Raw genomic sequence first — 21,158 nt, forward strand, 5'->3', positions numbered from 1 at the left:
CTGTTATACCAGTCGGGTGGTGTGCCACGCCGCCTTGTCTGTGACGGTGTGATAAGGCGGACGTTTCAGCTCGTAAGCCATGGTCATGGCGTCCAGCATGCTCCATAAAATATCGAGCTTAAACTGCAAAATTTCCAGCATCCGGTTCTGCGTTTCAGCGGTGGTGAAGTACTCCAGCGCCAGCGCCAGACCATGCTCCACATCGCGGTTCGCCTGACCCAGGCGGCTGCGGAAGTAGAAATAGCCCTCTTCTTTGATCCACGGATAGTGCTGCGGCCAGCTCTCAAGCCGTGACTGGTGAATCTGCGGAGCGAACAGTTCGGTGAGCGAGCTGCAGGCCGCCTCCTGCCAGTTGGCGCGGCGGGCGAAGTTAATGTAAGCATCCACCGCAAAACGCACGCCCGGCAGCACATGCTGCTCTGACAAGAGTTCTTCGCGCGTCAGACCGACCGCCTCGCCCAGCCGCAGCCAGGCCTCGATGCCGCCCTCTTCGCCATTGCTGCCGTCGTGGTCAAGGATGCGCTGAACCCATTTGCGGCGGGTCGCCGGATCGGGACAGTTGGCCATGATCGCCGCATCTTTCAGCGGAATGGTGGTCTGGTAATAGAAGCGGTTTGCCACCCAGCCCTGAATCTGCTCGCGCGTGGCCTGACCGTTATGCATCGCAATGTGATACGGGTGATGGATATGGTAGTAAGCGCCTTTGTCGCGCAGGGCCTGTTCAAAAGCCTGTGGTGACAGCGTGTCAGTAATCTGCATGATTTAGCCCTGAAGGTGGATCGCCATCCCGTCCCAGCTCACCTCTATTCCCTGCTCCGTCAGAAACTGACGCTGCGGTGACTGCTCGTTAAGGATCGGATTGGTGTTGTTAATGTGGATCAGAATTTTGCGTCTGGCCGGCAGCGACGCCAGCAACGCCATCAGTCCCTGCTCTTCTGCCAAGGCAAGATGGCCCATCGCCTTACCGGTATTGTGACCCACGCCGGTAGCCAGCAGCTCATCATCCTGCCAGACGGTGCCATCGATCAGCAGGCAATCCGCTTTTTGCAGCCACGGCAGGATCACCGCATCGGGCTCGCCCAGACCTGGTGCGTAGAGCAGCGTCTGGCCATTCGCCCGGTTTTCAATAAACAGCGCCACGTTGTGGCCGGCAAGCGGCCTGTCACGGAACGGCGAGTAAGGCGGTGCATTGCTGATAATGGGAATCGCCGTGAACTGCAGATCAGTGCAGACATCGACGCTGAACGGCGTCAGTGGCGCAATCGGCCGGTGCTGTAAGCCGCCATTCCAGTGGGTGAGCATCGGAAAGATCGGGAAGCCGGTGCTGAGGTCGGCATGCACTTCCGGCGTACACCACACCTGATGCGGGCAGCCTTCACGCAGGCTCAGTAGCCCGGTGGTATGATCGATCTGGCTGTCGGTGAGGATAATCCCCCCAATCGCCGTGCCGCGCAGCACGCCCTGGCGGGTCAGTTCTGGCGTATTCAGTATCTGCTGGCTGATATCGGGTGAGGCGTTACATAGCACCCAGTCTTCGCCGTTATCGCTGAGGATAATTGACGATTGCGTGCGTGCCTGGGCCTGAATCGTGCCATTACGCACGCCGTGGCAGTTGGCGCAGTTACAGTTCCACTGCGGAAATCCGCCACCCGCGGCTGAACCGAGGATTTTGATAAACATAGAGGAAAACCAGAAGTTGAAAAAAAATGCCCGCTCAGAGGGCGGGCAGAACGATTAACGGTTGGAGATGTACAGAGTGACTTCCAGACCGAGACGCATATCAACGAAAGTTGGTTTTTTCCACATGAGTTACTTCCTCTTGGTTAACAGTAAATAAGCTGTCTGAAATCAGCGTGACCGGCAATGAATGAGACGGCCGTCACAATTTCCAGGCAGATGTTGCGCCAATGGCGCGTCGGGATCAAGTCCGGAACGTAAGGAAATTGTTATCACAGCCCGGTCAGTTGTAAAACCCGCTGCCAGTTTCCCCATGCCAGTTTCTCAGTCAGTGTCTGATCATAGCCTGCTTCCTGAAAAGCAGCGAGCAATCGCGGCATTCCGCTGACATCGCCCAGCGCTGCTGGCGGGGTAATTCCGTCGAAATCGGAGCCAAACGCCACATGGTCGCTGCCCATTATCTTCAGGAGGTGATCACAATGCTTAACAATTTCTGTTAATGGCGTGTCAGCGTCGCGTTTACCGTCGGCGCGCAGAAACGCATTGCCGAAATTAATGCCGACCAGACCGCCGCTGTCGCGGATCACCAGCAGCTGGTCATCGGTCAGATTGCGCGGTTGCGGACAGAGGGCGTGCGCGTTGGAGTGGCTGGCGACCAGCGGCGCGCGGTAAAGCCGGGCGGTTTCCCGGAACGTCTTCATGTTCATGTGCGACACATCGATCATCATCTTCAGCTCACCCGCCTGATGAATCAGCCTTTCGCCGGCAGCGGTCAGGCCCGGTCCGGTGTCGGGCGAGCCGGGAAAACTGCCGCTGACGCCTTCACCAAAGCGACTGCGCAGATTCCAGAATGGCCCGATGCTGCGCACCCCCGCCTGCCAGAAGGCGTGCAGCTGTTCGCCCTCCTCGTCCAGCGCATCAGCACCTTCAATGTGAGCCACCATCGCCAGCACACCGTCGTCCCGGCAGGCAGCAATCTCATCAACGCGGCGGCAGAGGCGCGCTCGTCCGCCTGACGCATCGGCCAGCTGCTGCAGGATCTCAAGCTGTTGCCACATGATCTCCAGCGGGCGATACGGCTCATCTGCCCGAGCCGGAACAGTGCGGGCGATATATTCCTGCGGCGGCACAAAGATCGCAAACAACCCGCCACCCATTCCGCCCTGCTGAATGCGCGGAAAGTCGAGATGCCCCCGCTCAATACCCTGATAAAACGCCTGTGCGGGCGCATCACGATGATGCAGCCAGAGGTTAAGCAACAGATCGTTGTGACCGTCAAAAATCAGCATAAGCGTCCACCCAGTTAAACAGGCGACCATGCTAACCCCACCAGGCGGATTCATCAAACCAGAGCGCACGGAGGGTGTTGTCACTTTTGCATATCAGGTTGTCAGCGTTGCGCGCGCGGTTTGCAGAGCTTGTCGTCAGACTGGTAAAAAACACAAGGAGAATACTATGCTGACCCAACCTGCTGATAAATATCGTGCCTCTCCGGTCGTGTCCCTGCCCGATCGCCAGTGGCCTTCACGCCAGCTCACCCACGCCCCGCGCTGGCTCTCCACCGATTTGCGTGACGGCAATCAGGCGCTGGCAGAACCGATGGACCGTGAGCGGAAGATGGCATTCTGGGATCTGCTGCTGGGCTGCGGGTTTCGCGAAATTGAGGTCGCCTTTCCCTCTGCGTCGCAAACGGATTTCGATTTTGTACGCGACCTGCAGCGGCGAGATCTGCACCACCTGACAACTGGCGGGCAGATCGTCGTGTGCCAGCGGCACCAGCGGGCGCGTAATGAAGTCAAAATGCTGCTGACTTATTGCACCTTCAGGTAGCGGTAGATGACCGCCAGATCCTCTTCGCCGTGTCCGGCGTCAACCGCCTGCTGCCAGAGCTGCGCGATGTTCTCCAGCGCCGGTAATGGCGTCTCTGCCGCATCCAGCGCCAGGCGGGCATCTTTGAGCGCCCAGATCAGATGCATCTGCGGTGTATAGTCGTCGCTGGCGATCATCCCAAGCTTCATTTTCGCATAAGGCGCAGCCAGTGGACCGCCCTCCAGCACCTGCCAGAGATCGTCGGTGGAAAAGCCGAACTGCCCGGCCAGTTGGGTACTCTCCGCCAGGCTCTGCATCATGCCGATCAGCCAGCTGTTGATGACCAGTTTCATGCGGCTGCTCTTGCCCGCCTCACCCAGCCACTTTGTCCCTTTACTGATGGCGGCAAACACCGCTTCTGCCGCCTGCGCCCGGCTCTGATCGCCGCTGGCCAGCACCAGAATCTGTGCGTTCTCTGCGGGCGCTTTGGTGCCGGAGACCGGTGCGTCGATCAGTAAAAGATCGGGCCGTTTTTCTGCGAAAAAGGCGATCAGCGCGTCGGTTTTCTCGATGCCAATGGTACCCATCTGGCACAGCGTCGCGCCCTGCTTAAACGCCTCTTTCGCCTGATGCAGCACCTGCTCGGTGGTGTCGCCATCGGAGAGCATGGCAATAACTACATCCGCCTGACGCACCGCCTCTTCCGGCGAGTCAGCCAGCTGTAAACCGGCCTCCAGCAGATCCTCACCGCGTGCGCGGGTACGGTTCCAGCCGTGTACGCGAAAGCCTTTTTTCAGCAGATTGGCGGCAAATGCGTGCCCCATTGCGCCTAATCCCAGAACCGCCACTTCAGGTTGTTGCATGTTGACTCCCCTGGTTTATCTGTCTGTATCCGACCCTGTCGGATGAATTATCACGGAAAAGCTGGATCCCAGCCTGGCGGTAAACCAAAAAAAAATCCAGCCTGAAACGGTGTACCCCGTCGCATCAAACCCTTACCATACGCGGCGATTGTTCCACCTGATTCATTTACGCTTCTTTTGTAGGCCTCTGATAATGAAAATAATCTCTCTGCGTCAGGCGACGCTGCTGATGTTGCCTGCCATTTTGCCGCTGCCGCTGCTGGCGGCAGATAATCAAAATACTCTGGTCGTAACGGCCGCGCCGCCGGAAACGGGTCTCAACGAACTGGATACCCCCGCCGCCCTGAGTGTGGTCAGCGGCGACGATATGCGTCAGGCAGCCGCGCGCGTTAATCTGTCGGAAAACCTCAGCAGCGTGCCGGGTCTGCAGATACAGAACCGTCAGAACTATAAACATAAGAGGCAGAGCTATGAATTTCATGGTTGAGAGGCATGGGTAATTCTATGTTATCTTTATGTTTATAAGGATATCGCAGAATGAGTCATGAAAAATGATGTACTCATTTATGTACTCAATTTATCTTTGATTTTTGAAGTATAATTGGGTGGTATTTTAATTTTAGGAGGGAATTGCTATGTGGAAGAAACCAGCATTTATTGATATGCGCTTAGGGCTGGAAGTGACTTTGTACATTTCTAACCGATAAAGAAGGTGCCCGCTATTGTGCGGGCATTTTTCAGAGAGTCGGTCTGGAAGGTTCATAAACAGACCTTATCTCGGCTGTCACTTTACCCAGCACGATAATCCCGTCCATCCCCTCTCCGTCGATCGTCTCGCCGTCAGAAGTTATAATTCCTGTGCTGAACAATTTTCCTACCTGCGGGTAGTCGCCGAGCTGAAAAGCGACTGCTTCGCCATTTTTGGCCGTTAAAGTGCGGTCTACCAGCACAAACCCTTCCTGCGTTTCTAACAACATCATATTGGCTGGGTGAGGCATCAGCATGCTATTCAGGGTTAGTCTAGGTTCGATGTAGTCAACCGCCGGTGAAGGAAATCCCATGTCAGATACCCCCGTTTGGATTGAACTGCTGGTAGGTCTTAGCTTCACCCTCTTGCGTGGAAACGTCACGAAACGTGGTTGTATTTGTTTTTATCCACTGATTTGCCTCGCGCAGGCTGAAGTGCCAGTTAAGCCGTTCCAGTTCTTTGACGAATTCCTCGGTCGTTACAATGCGCCCTGCACCCGCTTTGGTCCTGATGGCACTTACAAACGCGTCTTTTATCTCGTAGTCTCTCGGCATAATTAATCCTCCCCTGATAAATACTGTATGTATAAACAGTAATATCAATCCGTGTTGTTGATCAAGGCGGACCAGTTCACAGATTTGTAAAGGGCTTGAGCGGAAAGGAGTTTTAATCAAGCGGGAGTGGAGGCGAGTGACTAATCTCAAATGACCCACCCCGTAGCCTGCTCAGACAGGAGCGGTGAGTCATTGCCCGGTCGCCGGGCTTTTTTTATAATTCCTGAGAATCGCCTTCTACCGACTCAGAATCAGGCACAACGGGTGGCAATTCTTCTTTTGAGTAGACCTGAACGCGCAAATCAATCCAGCGGCCGGCCGGGATATCAATCGGCGTGCCGTCCTGATAACCATCAACTTCGTTCCGTGCAAAAACTGGCGCTGATGCGTGTTCACGATGGAAGGTTTTAATAAGCAGGTCACCCGTCATGCCTACTTCATAATCCACCCAAAGCAACGACAGGTCATTGCGATCTTTTGGAAGTCCGATTCCCCCGTCAGGCCCGCCCCATGCTGCGTCTGAATTGAAACCCTGAGTCCCAGAAATGCGATAAACTCCCTCACTTACTCTCTCAGAAGTCACTCCGCTGGCCTGGTCATTCACTTCACAGGTTCCATCAGAAAACAGCTTAACAATCGGTGAGGCTCGCTTGATAAAGCCGTTACTATCCACAGTGGTGTTACGCGAATGCCAGAGTTTTGACCATCCCTTCCAGCCCTGATAGCCAGGATAGGCAGAGTTTCTGGAGTTGAGCCAGTAATCACCAGATGAGCCCCATGTGCTGGCTATGGCGGTGCCGACGTTAGCATTAGGTGATGGAAAGTAGTTAACAAGGGAATACTGAGAAGGTGCATCCCATGGGCTTACTGTATTTTGAGTATCGGCATGAAGCTTCATGCCCATATCCAGTGGAGAGTTAAACGTCGCATACCAGTCGTTGCCGCTACCTTCAGTCAGGTTACGAGAGGTTGTCGCAGACAGATTTGCCCTAGCGGTAGTCTTGTTAGACACGCTATTTAGGTTGTCTGCCTTCGTCAGCATCGTTGAGGTAATGCTGTTCCACGCCGGTCCGGTGTACTGGCTGCCGTCAGGAAGTGTGACCGTGATGTTTCCACTCGCACTATAAATCTGCTGCCAGTTCGCTTTGTCTAGATTGAGTCCCCGAATTGCCTTAGCAACGTCAGCTGCTACCTGTGCAGTAATTCCAACCAGCGCCGCATTTGGAACTGCTGTCCATGCAACACCAGATGCGTTAGGTCCATTGTACGCAGTAATGAGCGTAACGCCGGTTGCTGAGTTTACAGACTGCACGCCGAGCGTATAAGTGATACCACCAACAACTGCAACGATAAAATCGTTAGCTTTAAGCTCAGTTGTGAAGCTGGTCCCCGAGCCTGTCACAGCTGTTGAGTTATTGGTTAATGCAATAGTGCCTGCTGGCATAGCTTTCTCCGGGCAATAAAAAACCCGGCACAGTGGCCGGGTTCTTGGATTTTATTTGATTAGTTTGGCTTAAATACGATTTTTAGCGGAACGTCTTTTCTTGGATTCTTTGCCGGGAACGTCCAGTCAGACATTTGCCGTTTTACTTCGCGATCAAAAAGGTAACTGGGATAAACCTTCAAAATTCTGATGTTAGAAACGGATCCTTCTGGCGTCACATCATAAAGAAGTTCCACCTCGCCTCCAAATCTTAGCTTTTCCGCTCTATCAGGATACGTAATTTTGTTCTGAGCCTGCACGCCAACTGAGAGAACAATTAATAACGCCGTTAAAATATATTTCATACGTCACTCCATATGTAGGCATATCACATCCATTTGGAAGAAATTGAATTAGAAAAATGCTTTTACTTATAATTCATTCTAACTGAGGTTGGAAAACACTCCATAGGGAATACGCATGCCATAAGGCCTCAGCGTGCTAGCCCATGACTGCTGGAGCTTGTTTACCCACTGGCATTGCAACGTTCCATTCTGGAATCTAAAGAATGGTCCCGAAAAACCGGTGCCGGAACCATCATCAGAAATGTTTCCACCGGGTACAGAACTTACAAGAATCCATGAGTCATTACCAATCGCTTGTGAATAAACAGAGTTATCCAAATCGAAGTTTGCCGGAACATCAAAAAAACCAAGGATGCGAGGTATTTTAGCAGCCATTACAGCCGACCAGACTAACTGTCCTGCAGAGTTAAAAATGTCCCGATAACCACTTTCTACAGGCATGTCACTTCGACTACGGGCCATTGAGCCAGCATTAGCAGTCACCCAGTCGGGACCGGTAAAAAACATCCTGGCATTATTGTTTGGCTTGAACCACCGTAGATTATCATCTACTGGGACACTCGCGTTCGCATGCCCCATATCGTTGGAGTTTCCAAGTTGGCATGTAATGTTGTAATAACCTATATCCGTTATGCTCGTATAGTTAACCGTATCACGGTAATAGGTACCTTTATAATCTGAATCAATTACAAGCGCCCCAGCAGAGTTAAAAACCTGATATCCACTCATATGAATGCGTACATGTCCAAAGTTAAGGTAACTGCAGCGGTATATGCTGAAAGCTTAAATATGCGATATCCGCCATCATATGATCGAGCAGCAAAATTAGAAGGTGTGTAATAGGAAGAGCTTGAAGCAGAAGCCACTACAACAAATGAGCCTGATGATGTAAGCCCCCCGAATGATCCAGTCACCTGATTGGTATTAGCCGCCATGGTTACGGATGTTCTGCCAAGATATCGAGTATTGTAATCTCCAATATCAACTATCAGCTTTCCATTTGCATCCCAGCACTGAAGGCCACCAGGCATTTATTCTCCTTACCAGAGCCCGTCTCTGATGCGTAAAGTGCCATTTGAATCATAGACCTGTCTTAATGTGCCAGTGTCCACAACCCTGCCTGAGCCATTTGCAGCATTTCTCTCAAATGTCCCATCTTTACCCAGCCTCCAGCCGGCAGTCCCGGCAATATAGTTTGTTGACTGGATATATGCAGCAATCATCGCGCTGGTAATGGTCGCATCACCAATAAAGGCAGAATTGATAATGGTCTGGCCGTTCTGGATAGCAAAGAAGGTTTTCGGAGTTGCTCCAACCTGCGACATCACAGCGAAACGGTCAGCCAGGAACAGCACCTGTGTCTGCATGCCTGAAGGACTGTTCTCGACGCCAATACCCATACCAGCTGCGTACTGACGACCATTGCTGTCTACGGCAACTTTTACTGAGTACTGTGCTGATAGCTTGCCGTTGGTGTCAGCCAGCGCCGTCGAAGTCTGCTGAATGGCTGCCACGTTATCACCCACTGCAGCCTGCACCTGCTCAAACTTTTGCGCATACGCCTGTTCGTTAGTTGCGATGGTCTGCTTCACCGTCAGGATGTCAGCACGGTTTTTGCCAGCCTCTGCCATCTGGTGATCAACCGTTGCATCGAGGTTCAGCGCGTTCTGCAGCATGGCATCAATGTTGGTATCGACCTTGGCAATGAGCTGCTTACCGGCATCCGTTTTCAGGACCTGCTCGGTAATGTCGCCCAGTAACGCAGTTGCATCAACACTGCTGGCACCCTCAACAAACTTCGTCCAGTCGCCAGTGTTACCGATGCGATCCACCAGCCGGGCGCGATACCAGCGGCGAACACCAGCGGGCATAGGGCCGTGTTGATAGCTGACTCCGGGGTAAGGAACATAAGCCATAAACTGCGGGTTCTGCCCGTCTGCCGTAGTAGCCACCTGAATCTCTGTGTACGAGGTATCACCGGAACCATCAGGAAACGCCCACGTTACATCGATTGCCCAGACCACATTGTCAGTGGCCCGGAGGTTAACCGGCGTGCCTGGCTTGCCTGCTTTGCCAATGAGTGATGTAGAGTCAGCGTAGCCCCACGGCGAGGAAACCTCTGCCGCGTTAACAGCTCGCACACGGACATCATAGACGCCGGTGTAAATTCCCTGAATGCTGAACCCCTGAGCGCTGGTGACTGCGACGTTGATCCAGTCGCCTTTATCCTTGCGCCACTGAGCCAAATAACTGATTGCACCCTCAACGCGGTCCCACGTTACCTGCATTGATGAGACTGAAAGCCCCTGCTCAACGAAACTGACCTCGCTGATTTTGATGTTGGTCGGTGCCTTAAGCACGCTGATGGGCGTGACCGTGATTGGTGCTGGCTCAATGCGCACGCCGTCATCAATGTAGCGGTACTTGTTCGGATCGTGCTGCACACCTGTAATGGTAAACGTGCCGTCATCGTTCCCGGCTACCGAGGTGACGCGGAAATACTGAATTGCTAGCTTGTCACTGTCGATAGCCCAGACCGCACCAGCCACCGGCGCAATGCGGAAAGCAGTATTCACACTGACCGTTTTCTTATCAGCGCTGATGCTGCCAATTGTCCGGGTCTGCGCGGTACCGTCCGGCAGGTTCACAACCAATCTGTCACCTGCAGCGTAATCAACTGCACGGTCGAGCGTGATGCGCAGTCCGTTAACCGAACTGATGCGGCCACCGTTCTGCTTACCGCTACGGAACGGGTCCGCTACACCGATAATCTCAGCCGGAATTGGGATGTAACCATCCAGACCTACGCCGAATGAAACCGTACCGTCTTTGGCGTTAGAAAGAATGGCCCAGCGACCGCGTCGGTGTGCCTCGCTCTGAGAGGTACAGCCGATAGCGGTGAGACTCATCTCGCGCACATCGTAGCGCTGCACGAGGTCTGAGTCGTAGACGCCCTCAACAGTATCGGAATAGTGGTTAATAGGATCGGACCAGCTCACCTGACAGGACGAATAGCGGTTCTTGTAACTACCACCAGCATAAGTGAACAGGCCGTCAATGACGTTAGCGGCGTGGTAAACGAAATCAACGTCAACGTTGCCGTCTGAATCAACCTGCGGCACGTCTGCATTGACGAAAATCTGGCTGTTTCCCCAGAAAGTTATGCCACGGAATATAGCCGCAATGTCCTTCAGTACTGTGTAAGCGTCCTGCTGGCTCTGAATGAAAACATTACAGGTAAAGCGCGGTTCTGTGCCGCCTGCGCCGTCTGACACCATTTGATCGCAATACTGAGAAATGTTGTACAGCTCCCACTTGTCGATCATGGTGGCATCGACACGCGTCCCCATACCAAAAATTTTATCCAGCACCAGGTCATAGAAAATCCATGCCGGGTTATTGGTATAGGCATATTTGAAATCACCCTGCCATGTTCCAGCATAGGTGCGCGTCACCGGATCATAAGTTGTCGGAACGCGAACCAGTCGCCCTTTTGGCTTGCAGGTTACCTTCGGAGCCTGTCCGCTGAACTGGCTCGCATCGACCTCAATATAAAGTAGTGCGGTGTTGGGATAGCGAAGCTTGCTGTCGATGACCTCTGCAAAAGAAAACACCTTAAAGCCATTTACCAGCTTTGAGGATGTCGAGTCTGCGGTGATGCGGCGCACCCGGATAGACCAGCCGGATGTTGCTTTAGGTAAATCAATGCGGTGATCGCGCTGATATTCAGAGGTGGTTTTACCATTGAAACTGCCATTAACAACGGTGACCCATGAACTGCCGTCTGTTGAAAGGTCAATAGCGTACTGCGTCACGGTACCTACCATGTCGCCATTGTCTTTATACTGATACTGCACCGGCAGGCTCAGCTTGATGCGAACGGCATCGAGCGTCAGATTTGAAAACTGGCGCGTCCAGGCGACAGCCTGCGTCACTGCAACGCCTACTGAAAGTTCATTATCAACTTCAGGCATGCCCTGAATATAGGTCTGGTCCTGTGTTCCCCTGCGCCAGTCCCATACGACACCGGTAAAGTTATAGGTGCCGTCTTCGTTCGCCAGTTGAGTATCGTTCAGGTAAATCTGCTGCGCGGTTAAATCACCCTGAATCTCACCTTCAGAGATAGCCAGCAGCATTTTTAATTTGGCTATAGACAGCAGGTCATCTGGCTGTTCTACCGGCGTATGGGCACTGCCGCCACCGCCTTTACTGCCCTGAATCACGGCACCTTCGAGAAGTCGCATATTTCACCCATAAAAAAAGCCACCCGAAGGTGGCCTGATAATTAATCCCGCACTGATTACTGCTGATCGCTGGTAAAGCTGCCGGCACTGATGACCGCGCCGCCGATTTCTCTGGTACCGTAAAGCACCGGCACCGGATAGCCCATGGCAACGGTATTAACCGGCGCACCGAACGCATAGTTCGGCTTATTGTCCGTGCTGGATGATGCGCCCACGTTAAGCTTTGGCTGCGGAGTCAGCATCTGCACGACCCCACCAAGCAACATACTGATACCTATGCTTGTCAATGCCGTTGCTGCCAGTCCAACTGCAGTTGTGGTACCAATAGCCGCGCCATATGCAGCCAGTGACGCGCCCGCTGTGAAGAACGCAGCAACAATTGCGACCGCACCGATGATGATCTGCAGTGTGCCGCCACGCTTTGAACCTTCCAGTACCGGCTCCATCTGAAACTCAGTAGCAGATGAGGACATGTCGAACTCCAGCAGGCCGATATTATCTTTGCCGCTAAAGAAGGCGAACCGGATGCCGTTGAGGTGAGCGTTTGATACGAATTTTTTGAAGCCTGGCAACTGTGAGCACATTGCACGCAGCAACTCCCGCAAATCCGCAACGTGAAACTGGTGAACCGGACCAAACATTTTTGCCATCCGGCCTTTGAGTCGCATGGTTTTAAGCATCCATCAGCTCCTTTCTGCGCACGATCCGCACAGTACGGTTACGCCAGTATTCGCCATAAGGAACGCGTGTAGAAAGGCTCCCGGCGTTATGATGAAGAATGATATTGTTCCCGAGATAGATTGCGGCGTGGTTCGTTACCGGAGCACTGATGCGCATCATGATCATGTCGCCCTCTCGCATCTCCGCTGGCTCGATCTCCACAAATCCCTCTGACTGCCAGTTATCGTCATAGAGGTTTTCTTTGCCGTCCACCCACCACTCATAATCAACAGACCAGTTTTTCAGGGTGATTCCGTGCTCACGCTGGTACCAGTCCATTATGAGTGTCCAGCAGTCATTACCGCCAATCAGCCAGGGGCGACCGGTGTAGTCCCGGTCAGTTCGTGGACTGATGGTGCAGAAGTCGCCATCCGGCCACGACATAATGCCCCACTCCACGCCGGAGAAGTCGCACTGCACCCGATCATGCTCTGACGGGATGAGCTGCGGCGCGTCCGGGTGTGAATGGATGACCATCAGAATTTCGCCCTGCGCTTCAGCTGCCCGCTTATCCTCCGGCGACAGCGTGAAATGCTCTGTCGGCGCGTCAGCGATATTCCTGCAGGGGATGTAATTCTGGGTCCGGCCTGACTGGATGACCAGCCCGCATGCCTCTTTCGGGTATTCAGCGGCCACATGCTCGCGTATCGCTTCAAGAATCTTTTTGCGCATCGTTATTTACCCTGAAGGTTTGCAGCCGGGAACCCGCCGAACGGCAGCGGCTGATCGTTACCAAAGCGTGCTTTGCAGTCAGCCATGCGTCCGCCGCAGACATCTTTTGACGGGTCATTAGTAGCCGTGCCGTCTTTGGTGAAATACCTGTTGCCTGCGTAATCGCAGCCTGTACCGGTGCGGTACCAGCCACGCATGCACCAGGTGCAGACAGGCGTAATCTGCCGCGATGGAAGCTGCAGGCTCTGAATGTCGAAAGGAGAGCAAAGCTCAAAATCCACCTGGGCACGCGTCTCGGAGGTTTTCGCATTCACGTAAAACAGCTGAACTCGCTCTTCCTGCGGGTTGGCGCTGGGATTGCCTGCGGTCCAGTTTGCCGCATCAAGATATTTTGCCAGGGTGGTGTGGATGCGCACCTTCGCCTTCACCATGTCGTCAAACTGCAGACACAGTGCTGTGACATAGTTGCCGACGTTGCCAACAGAAAGCTTTGGCGTCGGCTGTGAGCCGGTGCTGCTCATCTCCATACCGGTCAGTTCATATGGGTGCGGATCGTACTCATTGCCCTGCCAGATGATGGACGGCAGGTTTTCTGCTGCATATGACTGCCAGCCTTCGGTCGGAAGGTTGTACGCATGAAAGCGCAGCACGGTATCAAGCCCAAAAGCCGTGCCGTCAATCTCAATCAGCTGGACCAGACTCCCCGGCTCCAGCGCCTGAACGTCCTGGTTAAAACTCATTTTTCACCCAATAAAAAAGGGCGCATCAGCGCCCTGTTGTTATCGTGACCTGTCACGGTGCGAAAGCCTGCTCGAAGGTAAAACTGATTTCCACGAAATTTCCGTTGATGAAGGCGGGCCGGATTGAATCAGACTTTACGCGGTAGAGCTTTTTCTCTCCCCACGGATTGATCCACCAGCAGGAGGTGGTGACGTGTGCTTTGAGAAAAGCCCTTACGATCGCCATTTCAGCTTTGCTGCCGCTGCAGGTTACCGGCCAGGACTCGCGCTGATCGTTAATCCCGACACCGGCCACCTGCTTGTAGCCGTCACCGAACTGGGCCTGAAGGGTGGCAACGTTAACCTCCTCCGTCGCCCCCGTTCTGACGCACCATCCAAAAGTATCAATAGCCATTTCTCACCATCAGTTTTACCCGCCCCGGTAAAGTATGCCGCCTGGAAGTATCTCTTTCTTAAGGCGGTCAGAAAGTACAGTCTGGATCATGCTCTGCAATTGTCGGGCAGTATTGGCAGTGTTGGCGCTGCTTGTTTCACCGGCCCCGCCACCCTCAACCGTGACAGGCGCGCTGACAGAAATAGATGTACCGCCACTGCCACCGCTAGTGCCTATCGCACGCACACCAAGTGAGCCATCTGCTGCACGCGTCAGCGGCATAATCGCTTCAGGACCCGCCTCTCCCATCAGACCGGCACCTTTAGCGAATGCAAACAGCGTCGGAGAGCTGACGACCGATCCGCTGTACTGGCTCAGGTCATGGGACTCATACACACCCCCTTTAGCGTTCAGCGTCAGGTTATTGTAAGAGCCGCTGCTGAATGAGTTATTCGCTGTGCCTCCGCCAGCCGATGCCGCGCCAACAGCAGCGCCACCGACAGAACTGACAATGCCACTCACCAGATTAACCGCAGCCATCTGCAGAGCGACCTTAGCGATCATGCTGAGCACTGATGCAGTCCAGTCCTTCCAACTGGCTTTGTTACCCATCAGCATGGATGAAACATTATCCAGAGCGCTATCCATGGAGCTGCTGACGATGCTTGCTGCTGAGGCTGAATAGTTTGATGAAGTGTCCAGCCAGTTCACCAGACCATCACTCACCCCACCCATCCAGTCGGACTGCATGGCATCCATGCTTTTGTAGTAGTCCTCCTGAATTTTCAGGCGGTCGCTCATGGCGCTGCCGATAGCGCTGTTTTCACGCTCATAAAGCGATTTGGTGATATCGCCAGACTGATACTGTGTCTGGAGCTCGCGCTGCTGATCGAGGAATTCGCGCTCGATGCTCAGGCGCTCCTTCATGCGCTGACGCTCTTTGTCGCCCTGCCCGGCCCCCTGAACATCGATATTCAGCGATGATTTTGCATTGCCGTTCTGCGCCTGCAGGTTTGCAACAAAAGCCGCTATCTTGGCATTCTCTTCATTAGCTTTTTTGACTGCATTAAGCCGATCAACTTCCTGCGCTAGCAACTCCAGGCGTTTCTGCTGCGTGCCGTTCAGCCCCTGCAGCTTGCCGTCTGCGATGTCGAACTGAAGCTTCTGCTGCTCGGTCACCACTGCAGTCTTTTTACCGGTTGTGTCAATCAGCTCAATCTGGCGCATGTAACTGCGCTCTGCCGCTTTGAATGCTGACTCCAGTTTTGCACCGGCTGTATCCTTCGGTGGCTTCCCGTTCGTCTGGCCCGGTGCCAGTCCGAAGTCTAGCAGCGATGAAGCACTGGATGGCGTAACATCGGGGGATATCCTGATATCTTTCGGCTGCTTATTAAGCACTGACAGGCGTCCGGTCAGCGTGGCAATTTCGTCTGATACCGCCTTGACGCTGTCGTCTTTACCCATGATCCAGCCGAGGAAGGTCTGACTGCCGTCATACATTCCGTTGCCGCGATCCTTTGCATTGCTGTTTAGGTAATCAATACGTGCCTTAATCTGGTCCGGGTTATTCATATCAACCCGGTTACCCAGCGCCGCCATACGGTTGGATGATGATGTGGCAAGTTTTCCTGCACCAGCTGCTGCTTTAATCAGCCATCCGGCAAGCTGCGCTACCTGACTGACAAGGTCGGCAATGCCCTGCAGTACTTTCGGATCAGTCAATACATCGTGAATCTCTGAGAGGGAGTTATTCAGCGGACTCAGGTCAACGTGCGCCAGTCCGGCTGCGATCTCCATCTTCAGCCCCTTCACCTGAGCTTCCATATCCTGAAAAAGGGTGTTGACCTTAATCAGGTCATCAATAGATTGCGGGTCAGGTGCTACGCCATAATCTTTCGCCAGCTGAATGAACTGATTCAGCTTTGCATTGTTGTTGTCGAATAGCGGAAGAAGCTTTGAAAGGTCATTACCCAGGCTTTCAAGGATGGTGACCTTTCCTGCGTTGGTGCTGATTTTGCCCAGCGCCTCACCAATCGCCAGCAGCTGTTTGTCCGGTGAGACCTTCGACAGCTTATCGGCAGACAGGCCAAGAGAGTTCAGTGCATCTACTGCTTCGCCTGACTTGTTCAGGACCGCATCACCGATTTTATCGCTGAGGTCTTTGAAGATGTCGGCCATGTTGTCACCAGCAACACCGGCTTTCTCTGCCGCGAACTGCCACGCAAGCAGCTCCTGTGTGGACATCTTCAGCGACTTCGCCCACTGGTCTGTGGCATTAACCTGTTCGGACGTTGATTTAAGTAAAGCGAAACCGGCTGTGCCTGCCGCGAGCGCTGCCGCCTGAACCGCGCCGCCTACTGAGAGCAGTGCGGCTGAACTGGCAGCGGCGTCCTTCTGGACCTGCTTAGCCCACTTTTCAGAGGCACGCTCGGCTTTGTCCATGCCTGAAACGAAGCCGCCCACTTTTGCGATCAGGTCAATCGTCAGCGTGCCAAGTGATTTTGAAGCCATAAACTCTCCGTCTGGCGGCCGTTATCCCCAGCTGGTCATGGCTTCATTAAGTGAAATCGGCTCATCAGCAGCAGTGACTTTAGTGAAGTGCAGCGTGAAGTCTGTCGGGCTGAACGGCGGCGTTTTCGCATCACGGTTCACGTTAGCAATGATGCTTGCCACCACCCCTGCGCCCCACTCGGTGCGCATCATGGGGTTCAGGCTTCCGTAGCGTTCCCGGTATTTTGCCCAGAGTTGCGACTCTTTGAAGGTGATCGTCTCACGCGCTTCTGCGATGGTGCGTCCACCGATGCCGTTGAGGACGAGCTCGCACCAGAATTCGTCTTCGGCGCTGAGCTCGAAGTCTTTCCCAGATCGTTAACTTCCTGAATGGCAACCAGCAGTGCAATGGTGAGCGCACCATCAAGAGAGCCGCGATCCGGGTCAGCCTCGCCGGTAATGTCAGCCGGGGTGAAAACGGGCTTGCCGAACTCATCACAGATTGATGCTGCGATGCGGCCTGCCACACCATCCACTTTGCCGCCCATTGCCAGTACATCAGACGTGGCGGTGTGATAGCCCATCGGGCGCACATATACGGTCGCGGTAAAGTCTTTTTCGCCCTGTTTCCAGCTGATTTCTTTTTCGACCGGACGCCCGGTAAACGCGCCAGCGGTTTTAAGCGTATCAAGTGTCAATTTCATCGTTTATTCCGGTAATAACTCAGGGGCAGAATCGCCCCTGAAATCAGGCAGAGGGAGTGGCTTTAGGCACCCATACAGCAGAGCCAGAACGCTGAATGGAAGCAGAAGAAGACACGACCGTGTTGGCAGCGAAATCAAAAGGGAAGTCGGAGACATAACCCTTGAACACAAACCACGTGCGGCTGTCAGGGAGCGTCAGGCCATCTACTGCACCTGCAGCGCCATCAGCAGCGGCTACTGGCGAAGCAGTTCCATCTGACCAGCCGATAGCAAAGGTCAGGTCCTGATCATCTTCAGCATCAGAAATAGACAGGTTATAGAGCATGATGTGACTGGTGTTTTTCGGGTCCGCATTAAGCGTCAGTGAGGCCGCACCGGGCGTGCGCAGACCACGCTTATAGGTCCGATCGAGCCGCTCAGAAAGACAGGTATCTTCAATCTGGTCGGCAGGGTTGCTGCCGGGTGAAAATGCAGTAATGCACTCAATCTCGCTCACCGCGCCTTTTGCGAGTACAAAAAGCTGTGTACCTTGCGTCAGTACAGACATTGTTATCTCCGGTTATAAAAAAACCGGCACAGGGCCGGTGGGTGAATAGTTCAGTTAGCGCGGCACTATCCAGTCAACATCGAATGAGTACCGGTATCGCCTGGTTACATTGTCGCGGGTTTGATCGCCCCATCGGGTAATGTAGGCGTGGAGTTCTATGGCATCACGCAGCGCTGCGGCCACAGCAATCGCTTCTTCAGGTGTGTCAGCATAAACATCAACCTGGAGCGTGAACGTATCCGTATCAGGACGCTGAGCCAGGTAATTCTCCGGCTCACCAGTAATGTTCTGCCAGACAGCATAGGGATAACTAACATCGTCATCCTGCTGACCAAAGGGATACAGGCGCAGGCTTTCGCCACCAATCAGAGCATTAACTTCAGGACTGGCGCTGCATACGGGAAAAATGGGTGCTATCACGGTGACTGCCCTTTCTTACGGGCGCGTTTAATTGCCCGGTCAATTGCCAGTTCGTACTCGGTTCCAAAGGTATTGATGACCTGATCGATACTGCTTTCGGCAGCCGGGCGCATGAATGGCTGCGCCTTCATTTTCTCCGTGCCGAACTCAAGAAGCCGCCAGTGCGGCGTAGGTGCATTAAGGCTTTTATCGGGGTGTTTTTGCAGGACCGCGCCATGCGCAACGCCAATCCGGAACCCGAGGTTTCCCGTTTGCCTGAAAAACCGTCCGTTCCAGCGAAGCGCAACGTTATTCGCGATACTCCTTCCCGTTGACATGTCATCCAGCTGCCGGGCGTTTGCTCTGGCTTTGTCAGCAATGACATTTCCGGCACGACGCAGTGCGGCTCTGCCACCCTTGCGCCTGAGGTCATCGCTGATTTCAGTCAACTTGCCCAGCAGTGAATCCATGCCCGTCAGGTTAAAATCAACGCCATCAGCCATCATTGACGCCCTCTGAACACGGAAGCGTCAGGTAATCACGACCGCTTTTATCGTCAGCCAGAACACCTTCAATGTTAAAGATTTTCCCGGCGTAAACGATACGATGTTTTGGGGTCACATCGCTGCGAAAGCGAATGGTGATACGTGTGGTTACTTCACTCTGTGTGGCCTGTGCCGCGACAAACTCCCGCGCAGACAGCGGGGCAACCTCCGCCCACAGCTTTGCTGTTTCCTGCCAGGAATTAACAACAGCTCCAGTTAAAGGGTTCTGGGTTTTGACGGACTTCTGGAGCGAGACGCGGTGACGTAATTTTCCGGCCTGCATAATTATCCCTTAGCCGCCCCGCTAAGATATGTCGGCGCTGGCATGTCATTGTCTGAGACGTCAATGACTGACTGATAAACCACGGCAGAAAGCGCCTCGTTTGATTCAGCCAGGCGGTTTATTGCTTCGCTCTGCGACTTCATCCCCTGTGCGACCTGATGAAGACTTTCTGCCAGTTTCTCCAGCGTGGTCGCCAGCAGGCTTTCCTGTAATTCTTTCATTAGCGAGTGCCACCATTTTTTTTAGCCATTCACGTCGCTTCTGGCATCCTGAACAGGCCATCAGTGCCACCTGCGATGTCGGTATAACAACGCCTCCACACCAAACGGAATTTCTGACTGATTCTGCCCACCTGCTTCACGGTTTGAATAGTAGTGACCGATCAGCAGCAGCATCGCCTGCCATATGCCCGAAGTAAAAAGAACCTCACGGGGAGGTTCTTCGTTTTCTGCGGTGGTTGTTAGCTGCGCCACCAGAATGCCGTCACAATAATGTTCGATGAAGTCCACTGATGCCTGCGCATAGCCTGCAATCAGGTCGTCTTCATCATCGTGATCAACTCTCAGGTGCTTCTTAACCAGCGCCACCTGTTGCGGGCTTATTTCCACTTTTGCCCCCTTTCTTTACGGGTACCGAAGCCGAATCGTCATTTGATTCATCTTCGACAGCTTCAGCCAGGTGCAGCCCGACCAGAGCCTCACCGATTTCTTTTTTAACCACCTTCACTTCACCCTGCGAGACAGTGCCAAGGTGAAAATGAGAGAACATGCGAAGTGCTTTGATTTTCATGTCTGTAAACGCGGTCATTGCTGACCGCGCCCTTCAGTTATGCGCCGCCAGCGGCAACGGTGATATCGCCGGTAACAATGGCGGCAGGACGGTAGTGAGCCAGCGCCAGACGTTCTTCACACAGGATGGTCAGCATATTTTTCACGAAGTTATCGCGATCCTGATTGCTGATTTCAACGGTTGCGTCCATGCGGTCCCACACCTGAGAAGCCAGGCCAAACGCACCAACCGTGAACTTACCTGCTGCCTGAGCGGTCGTTGAAACAACCGGCAGACCCCACAGCACTTTCGAAGCGAAAGCCTGCGGACCGCCGAGAATGTAGTTGCCGTTGGCATCCTTAAGCAGCGCGATGCGGTGCCAGTCAGCCGGGTTAAGAACAATACCGTCCGCTTCAAACTCGCTCAGCGACACCTGATAGATAGCATGCGCCAGAACGTCAGCCCCGGTGTCACCGGTGGCATTGAGTGCCGCTTCGTAGTCGTTAGCGACCACGTTCAGACCCTGAAGATTGTCACCGGTGCCGTCACCGTTGAGCATCTGATTCTCTTCCACCAGCGCCAGACCGTACATCATGCGGGAGTTGATGTAGGACTGCAGGGCTGGCGCGTCATCCATAATCTGACGTGATGCCTGAATCCAGTGCGCGATGGTTTTCACGTTCGCGGTTTCTTTAGTGAAGGTGATGTTGCTCTCAGGCTTCAGCGTACCTTCAGCTACCGGCGCAGCCGCATTGGTGAATACGTTCTCACGGACATATTCAAGGGCATTGCTGGAGATGCGGCCCTGTGACAGCAGGTCACGAACGGTCAGGCGACGCAGGCCAGGCATAAGAATGCCAGGATTCTGCTGTGGCAGAACGAGGCTACCGGCAGAGGTGCTGCCGGAACCGATGGCCTTATCAAAGCTGGTCACTTTTGCTTTGGTACGTGAGCCATCCCAGCCTTTGATAAGGTCTTCAGAGACACGCTCGGCAAATGACTTCTGAGCGGTCTGATCGGGTGAGTTGCCTGCAAGCTTCTGCTCAAGATCAAAAAGGCGGGTACCAGTGGCCTTCAGCTCGTCCTGTGCCTTTGCCAGGTCAGTCTGAAGCTGCTGGTTAATCTGGCCGTTTTCGTTGATGGATTTACGCTGTTCTTCGATGAGCTGTTTCACTTCTTTCTGTGAATTCTCAATCGCTTTTTCAAGGGTGGCTAATTCAGACATGTAATGCTC

General features: G+C 53.7%; 27 protein-coding genes and 2 pseudogenes. 3 read left to right on the plus strand and 26 right to left on the minus strand.

Annotated elements, in window-relative coordinates; all coding sequences use genetic code 11:
* Positions 1-3: 3 nt before the first annotated feature.
* The 4 genes from pqqC to P2R09_RS12560 form a co-directional block, all read right to left on the minus strand.
* Positions 4-759 (minus strand): pyrroloquinoline-quinone synthase PqqC, encoded by a 756-nt coding sequence (gene pqqC, locus P2R09_RS12545; protein WP_003853494.1) that lies wholly within the window; start codon positions 757-759, stop codon positions 4-6.
* 3 nt (positions 760-762) lie between these two features.
* On the minus strand, positions 763-1,680 hold the full coding sequence (gene pqqB, locus P2R09_RS12550) for a pyrroloquinoline quinone biosynthesis protein PqqB (RefSeq protein ID WP_275770135.1): 918 nt from the start codon (positions 1,678-1,680) through the stop codon (positions 763-765).
* Positions 1,681-1,734: 54 nt separating this feature from the next.
* On the minus strand, positions 1,735-1,806 hold the full coding sequence (gene pqqA, locus P2R09_RS12555; protein ID WP_010245082.1) for a pyrroloquinoline quinone precursor peptide PqqA: 72 nt from the start codon (positions 1,804-1,806) through the stop codon (positions 1,735-1,737).
* A gap of 143 nt (positions 1,807-1,949) precedes the next feature.
* The gene (locus tag P2R09_RS12560; RefSeq protein WP_275770136.1) at positions 1,950-2,966 is read right to left on the minus strand and encodes a dipeptidase; all 1,017 of its coding nucleotides are present in this window, start codon (positions 2,964-2,966) and stop codon (positions 1,950-1,952) included.
* 166 nt (positions 2,967-3,132) lie between these two features.
* Between P2R09_RS12560 and P2R09_RS12565 the strand changes: the two are divergent.
* A pseudogene (locus P2R09_RS12565) lies at positions 3,133-3,387 on the plus strand (2-isopropylmalate synthase); the annotation flags it as partial.
* A 101-nt stretch (positions 3,388-3,488) separates the two neighbouring features.
* Here P2R09_RS12565 and P2R09_RS12570 read toward each other — a convergent pair.
* Positions 3,489-4,349, minus strand: coding sequence for an NAD(P)-dependent oxidoreductase (locus P2R09_RS12570; protein WP_275770137.1), 861 nt, complete (start codon positions 4,347-4,349; stop codon positions 3,489-3,491).
* Positions 4,350-4,542: 193 nt separating this feature from the next.
* Between P2R09_RS12570 and P2R09_RS12575 the strand changes: the two are divergent.
* A pseudogene (locus P2R09_RS12575) lies at positions 4,543-4,800 on the plus strand (TonB-dependent siderophore receptor); the annotation flags it as partial.
* Positions 4,801-4,984: 184 nt separating this feature from the next.
* Positions 4,985-5,056, plus strand: a complete 72-nt coding sequence (gene pqqA / locus P2R09_RS12580; protein ID WP_010245103.1) for a pyrroloquinoline quinone precursor peptide PqqA — start codon at positions 4,985-4,987, stop codon at positions 5,054-5,056.
* 30 nt (positions 5,057-5,086) lie between these two features.
* On the opposite strand, the gene P2R09_RS12585 is transcribed toward pqqA (P2R09_RS12580), so the two are convergent.
* The 21 genes from P2R09_RS12585 to P2R09_RS12685 all read right to left on the minus strand — a co-directional run bounded on the left by P2R09_RS12585 (position 5,087) and on the right by P2R09_RS12685 (position 21,149).
* Entirely contained in the window at positions 5,087-5,410 is a 324-nt protein-coding gene (locus P2R09_RS12585; RefSeq protein WP_275770138.1) for a phage repressor protein, read from the minus strand.
* A 1-nt stretch (position 5,411) separates the two neighbouring features.
* Positions 5,412-5,651: a hypothetical protein gene (locus P2R09_RS12590; RefSeq protein WP_008925144.1), complete on the minus strand. Its 240-nt coding sequence runs from the start codon at positions 5,649-5,651 to the stop codon at positions 5,412-5,414.
* A 214-nt stretch (positions 5,652-5,865) separates the two neighbouring features.
* Positions 5,866-7,095 (minus strand): phage tail protein, encoded by a 1,230-nt coding sequence (locus P2R09_RS12595; protein ID WP_275770139.1) that lies wholly within the window; start codon positions 7,093-7,095, stop codon positions 5,866-5,868.
* A 59-nt stretch (positions 7,096-7,154) separates the two neighbouring features.
* Positions 7,155-7,439 (minus strand): TonB family protein, encoded by a 285-nt coding sequence (locus tag P2R09_RS12600; RefSeq protein ID WP_275770140.1) that lies wholly within the window; start codon positions 7,437-7,439, stop codon positions 7,155-7,157.
* A gap of 78 nt (positions 7,440-7,517) precedes the next feature.
* A complete protein-coding gene (locus P2R09_RS12605) occupies positions 7,518-8,168 on the minus strand; it encodes a hypothetical protein (RefSeq protein WP_275770141.1) in 651 nt (216 codons plus the stop codon).
* Positions 8,169-8,479: 311 nt separating this feature from the next.
* Positions 8,480-11,683 carry a host specificity protein J gene (locus P2R09_RS12610; protein WP_275770142.1) on the minus strand — a complete coding sequence of 1,068 codons (3,204 nt, stop codon included), beginning with the start codon at positions 11,681-11,683 and terminating at the stop codon, positions 8,480-8,482.
* A 56-nt stretch (positions 11,684-11,739) separates the two neighbouring features.
* Positions 11,740-12,363, minus strand: a complete 624-nt coding sequence (locus P2R09_RS12615; RefSeq protein ID WP_008925138.1) for a tail assembly protein — start codon at positions 12,361-12,363, stop codon at positions 11,740-11,742.
* Entirely contained in the window at positions 12,356-13,075 is a 720-nt protein-coding gene (locus tag P2R09_RS12620; protein ID WP_110411207.1) for a C40 family peptidase, read from the minus strand. Before P2R09_RS12620 ends, P2R09_RS12615 begins: the two co-directional genes overlap by 8 nt.
* A 2-nt stretch (positions 13,076-13,077) precedes the next feature.
* Positions 13,078-13,815, minus strand: coding sequence for a phage minor tail protein L (locus tag P2R09_RS12625; RefSeq protein ID WP_110411206.1), 738 nt, complete (start codon positions 13,813-13,815; stop codon positions 13,078-13,080).
* 52 nt (positions 13,816-13,867) lie between these two features.
* On the minus strand, positions 13,868-14,209 hold the full coding sequence (locus P2R09_RS12630) for a phage tail protein (protein WP_110411205.1): 342 nt from the start codon (positions 14,207-14,209) through the stop codon (positions 13,868-13,870).
* 15 nt (positions 14,210-14,224) lie between these two features.
* Positions 14,225-16,699, minus strand: coding sequence for a phage tail tape measure protein (locus P2R09_RS12635; protein ID WP_110411204.1), 2,475 nt, complete (start codon positions 16,697-16,699; stop codon positions 14,225-14,227).
* A 21-nt stretch (positions 16,700-16,720) separates the two neighbouring features.
* The gene (locus tag P2R09_RS12640; RefSeq protein ID WP_164913083.1) at positions 16,721-16,891 is read right to left on the minus strand and encodes a hypothetical protein; all 171 of its coding nucleotides are present in this window, start codon (positions 16,889-16,891) and stop codon (positions 16,721-16,723) included.
* 5 nt (positions 16,892-16,896) lie between these two features.
* A complete protein-coding gene (locus P2R09_RS12645; protein WP_110411203.1) occupies positions 16,897-17,382 on the minus strand; it encodes a phage tail assembly chaperone family protein, TAC in 486 nt (161 codons plus the stop codon).
* 43 nt (positions 17,383-17,425) lie between these two features.
* Positions 17,426-17,929 (minus strand): phage tail tube protein, encoded by a 504-nt coding sequence (locus P2R09_RS12650; RefSeq protein ID WP_110411202.1) that lies wholly within the window; start codon positions 17,927-17,929, stop codon positions 17,426-17,428.
* 54 nt (positions 17,930-17,983) lie between these two features.
* Positions 17,984-18,349: a DUF3168 domain-containing protein gene (locus tag P2R09_RS12655; RefSeq protein WP_110411201.1), complete on the minus strand. Its 366-nt coding sequence runs from the start codon at positions 18,347-18,349 to the stop codon at positions 17,984-17,986.
* The gene (locus tag P2R09_RS12660) at positions 18,346-18,831 is read right to left on the minus strand and encodes an HK97-gp10 family putative phage morphogenesis protein (protein ID WP_154926735.1); all 486 of its coding nucleotides are present in this window, start codon (positions 18,829-18,831) and stop codon (positions 18,346-18,348) included. Before P2R09_RS12660 ends, P2R09_RS12655 begins: the two co-directional genes overlap by 4 nt.
* Positions 18,824-19,156: a phage head closure protein gene (locus P2R09_RS12665; RefSeq protein WP_110411200.1), complete on the minus strand. Its 333-nt coding sequence runs from the start codon at positions 19,154-19,156 to the stop codon at positions 18,824-18,826. Before P2R09_RS12665 ends, P2R09_RS12660 begins: the two co-directional genes overlap by 8 nt.
* A gap of 2 nt (positions 19,157-19,158) precedes the next feature.
* Complete coding sequence (locus P2R09_RS12670; RefSeq protein WP_275770143.1) at positions 19,159-19,377, minus strand: hypothetical protein; 219 nt, start codon at positions 19,375-19,377, stop codon at positions 19,159-19,161.
* A 60-nt stretch (positions 19,378-19,437) separates the two neighbouring features.
* A complete protein-coding gene (locus P2R09_RS12675; protein ID WP_110411198.1) occupies positions 19,438-19,764 on the minus strand; it encodes a head-tail connector protein in 327 nt (108 codons plus the stop codon).
* Positions 19,730-19,963 carry a hypothetical protein gene (locus P2R09_RS12680; protein WP_110411197.1) on the minus strand — a complete coding sequence of 78 codons (234 nt, stop codon included), beginning with the start codon at positions 19,961-19,963 and terminating at the stop codon, positions 19,730-19,732. Before P2R09_RS12680 ends, P2R09_RS12675 begins: the two co-directional genes overlap by 35 nt.
* Positions 19,964-19,982: 19 nt before the next feature.
* Positions 19,983-21,149 (minus strand): phage major capsid protein, encoded by a 1,167-nt coding sequence (locus P2R09_RS12685; RefSeq protein WP_110411196.1) that lies wholly within the window; start codon positions 21,147-21,149, stop codon positions 19,983-19,985.
* Positions 21,150-21,158 lie beyond the last annotated feature (9 nt).

The sequence above is a fragment of the Pantoea sp. Cr_R13 genome (assembly GCF_029222565.1).
Lineage (GTDB): Bacteria > Pseudomonadota > Gammaproteobacteria > Enterobacterales > Enterobacteriaceae > Pantoea > Pantoea eucalypti.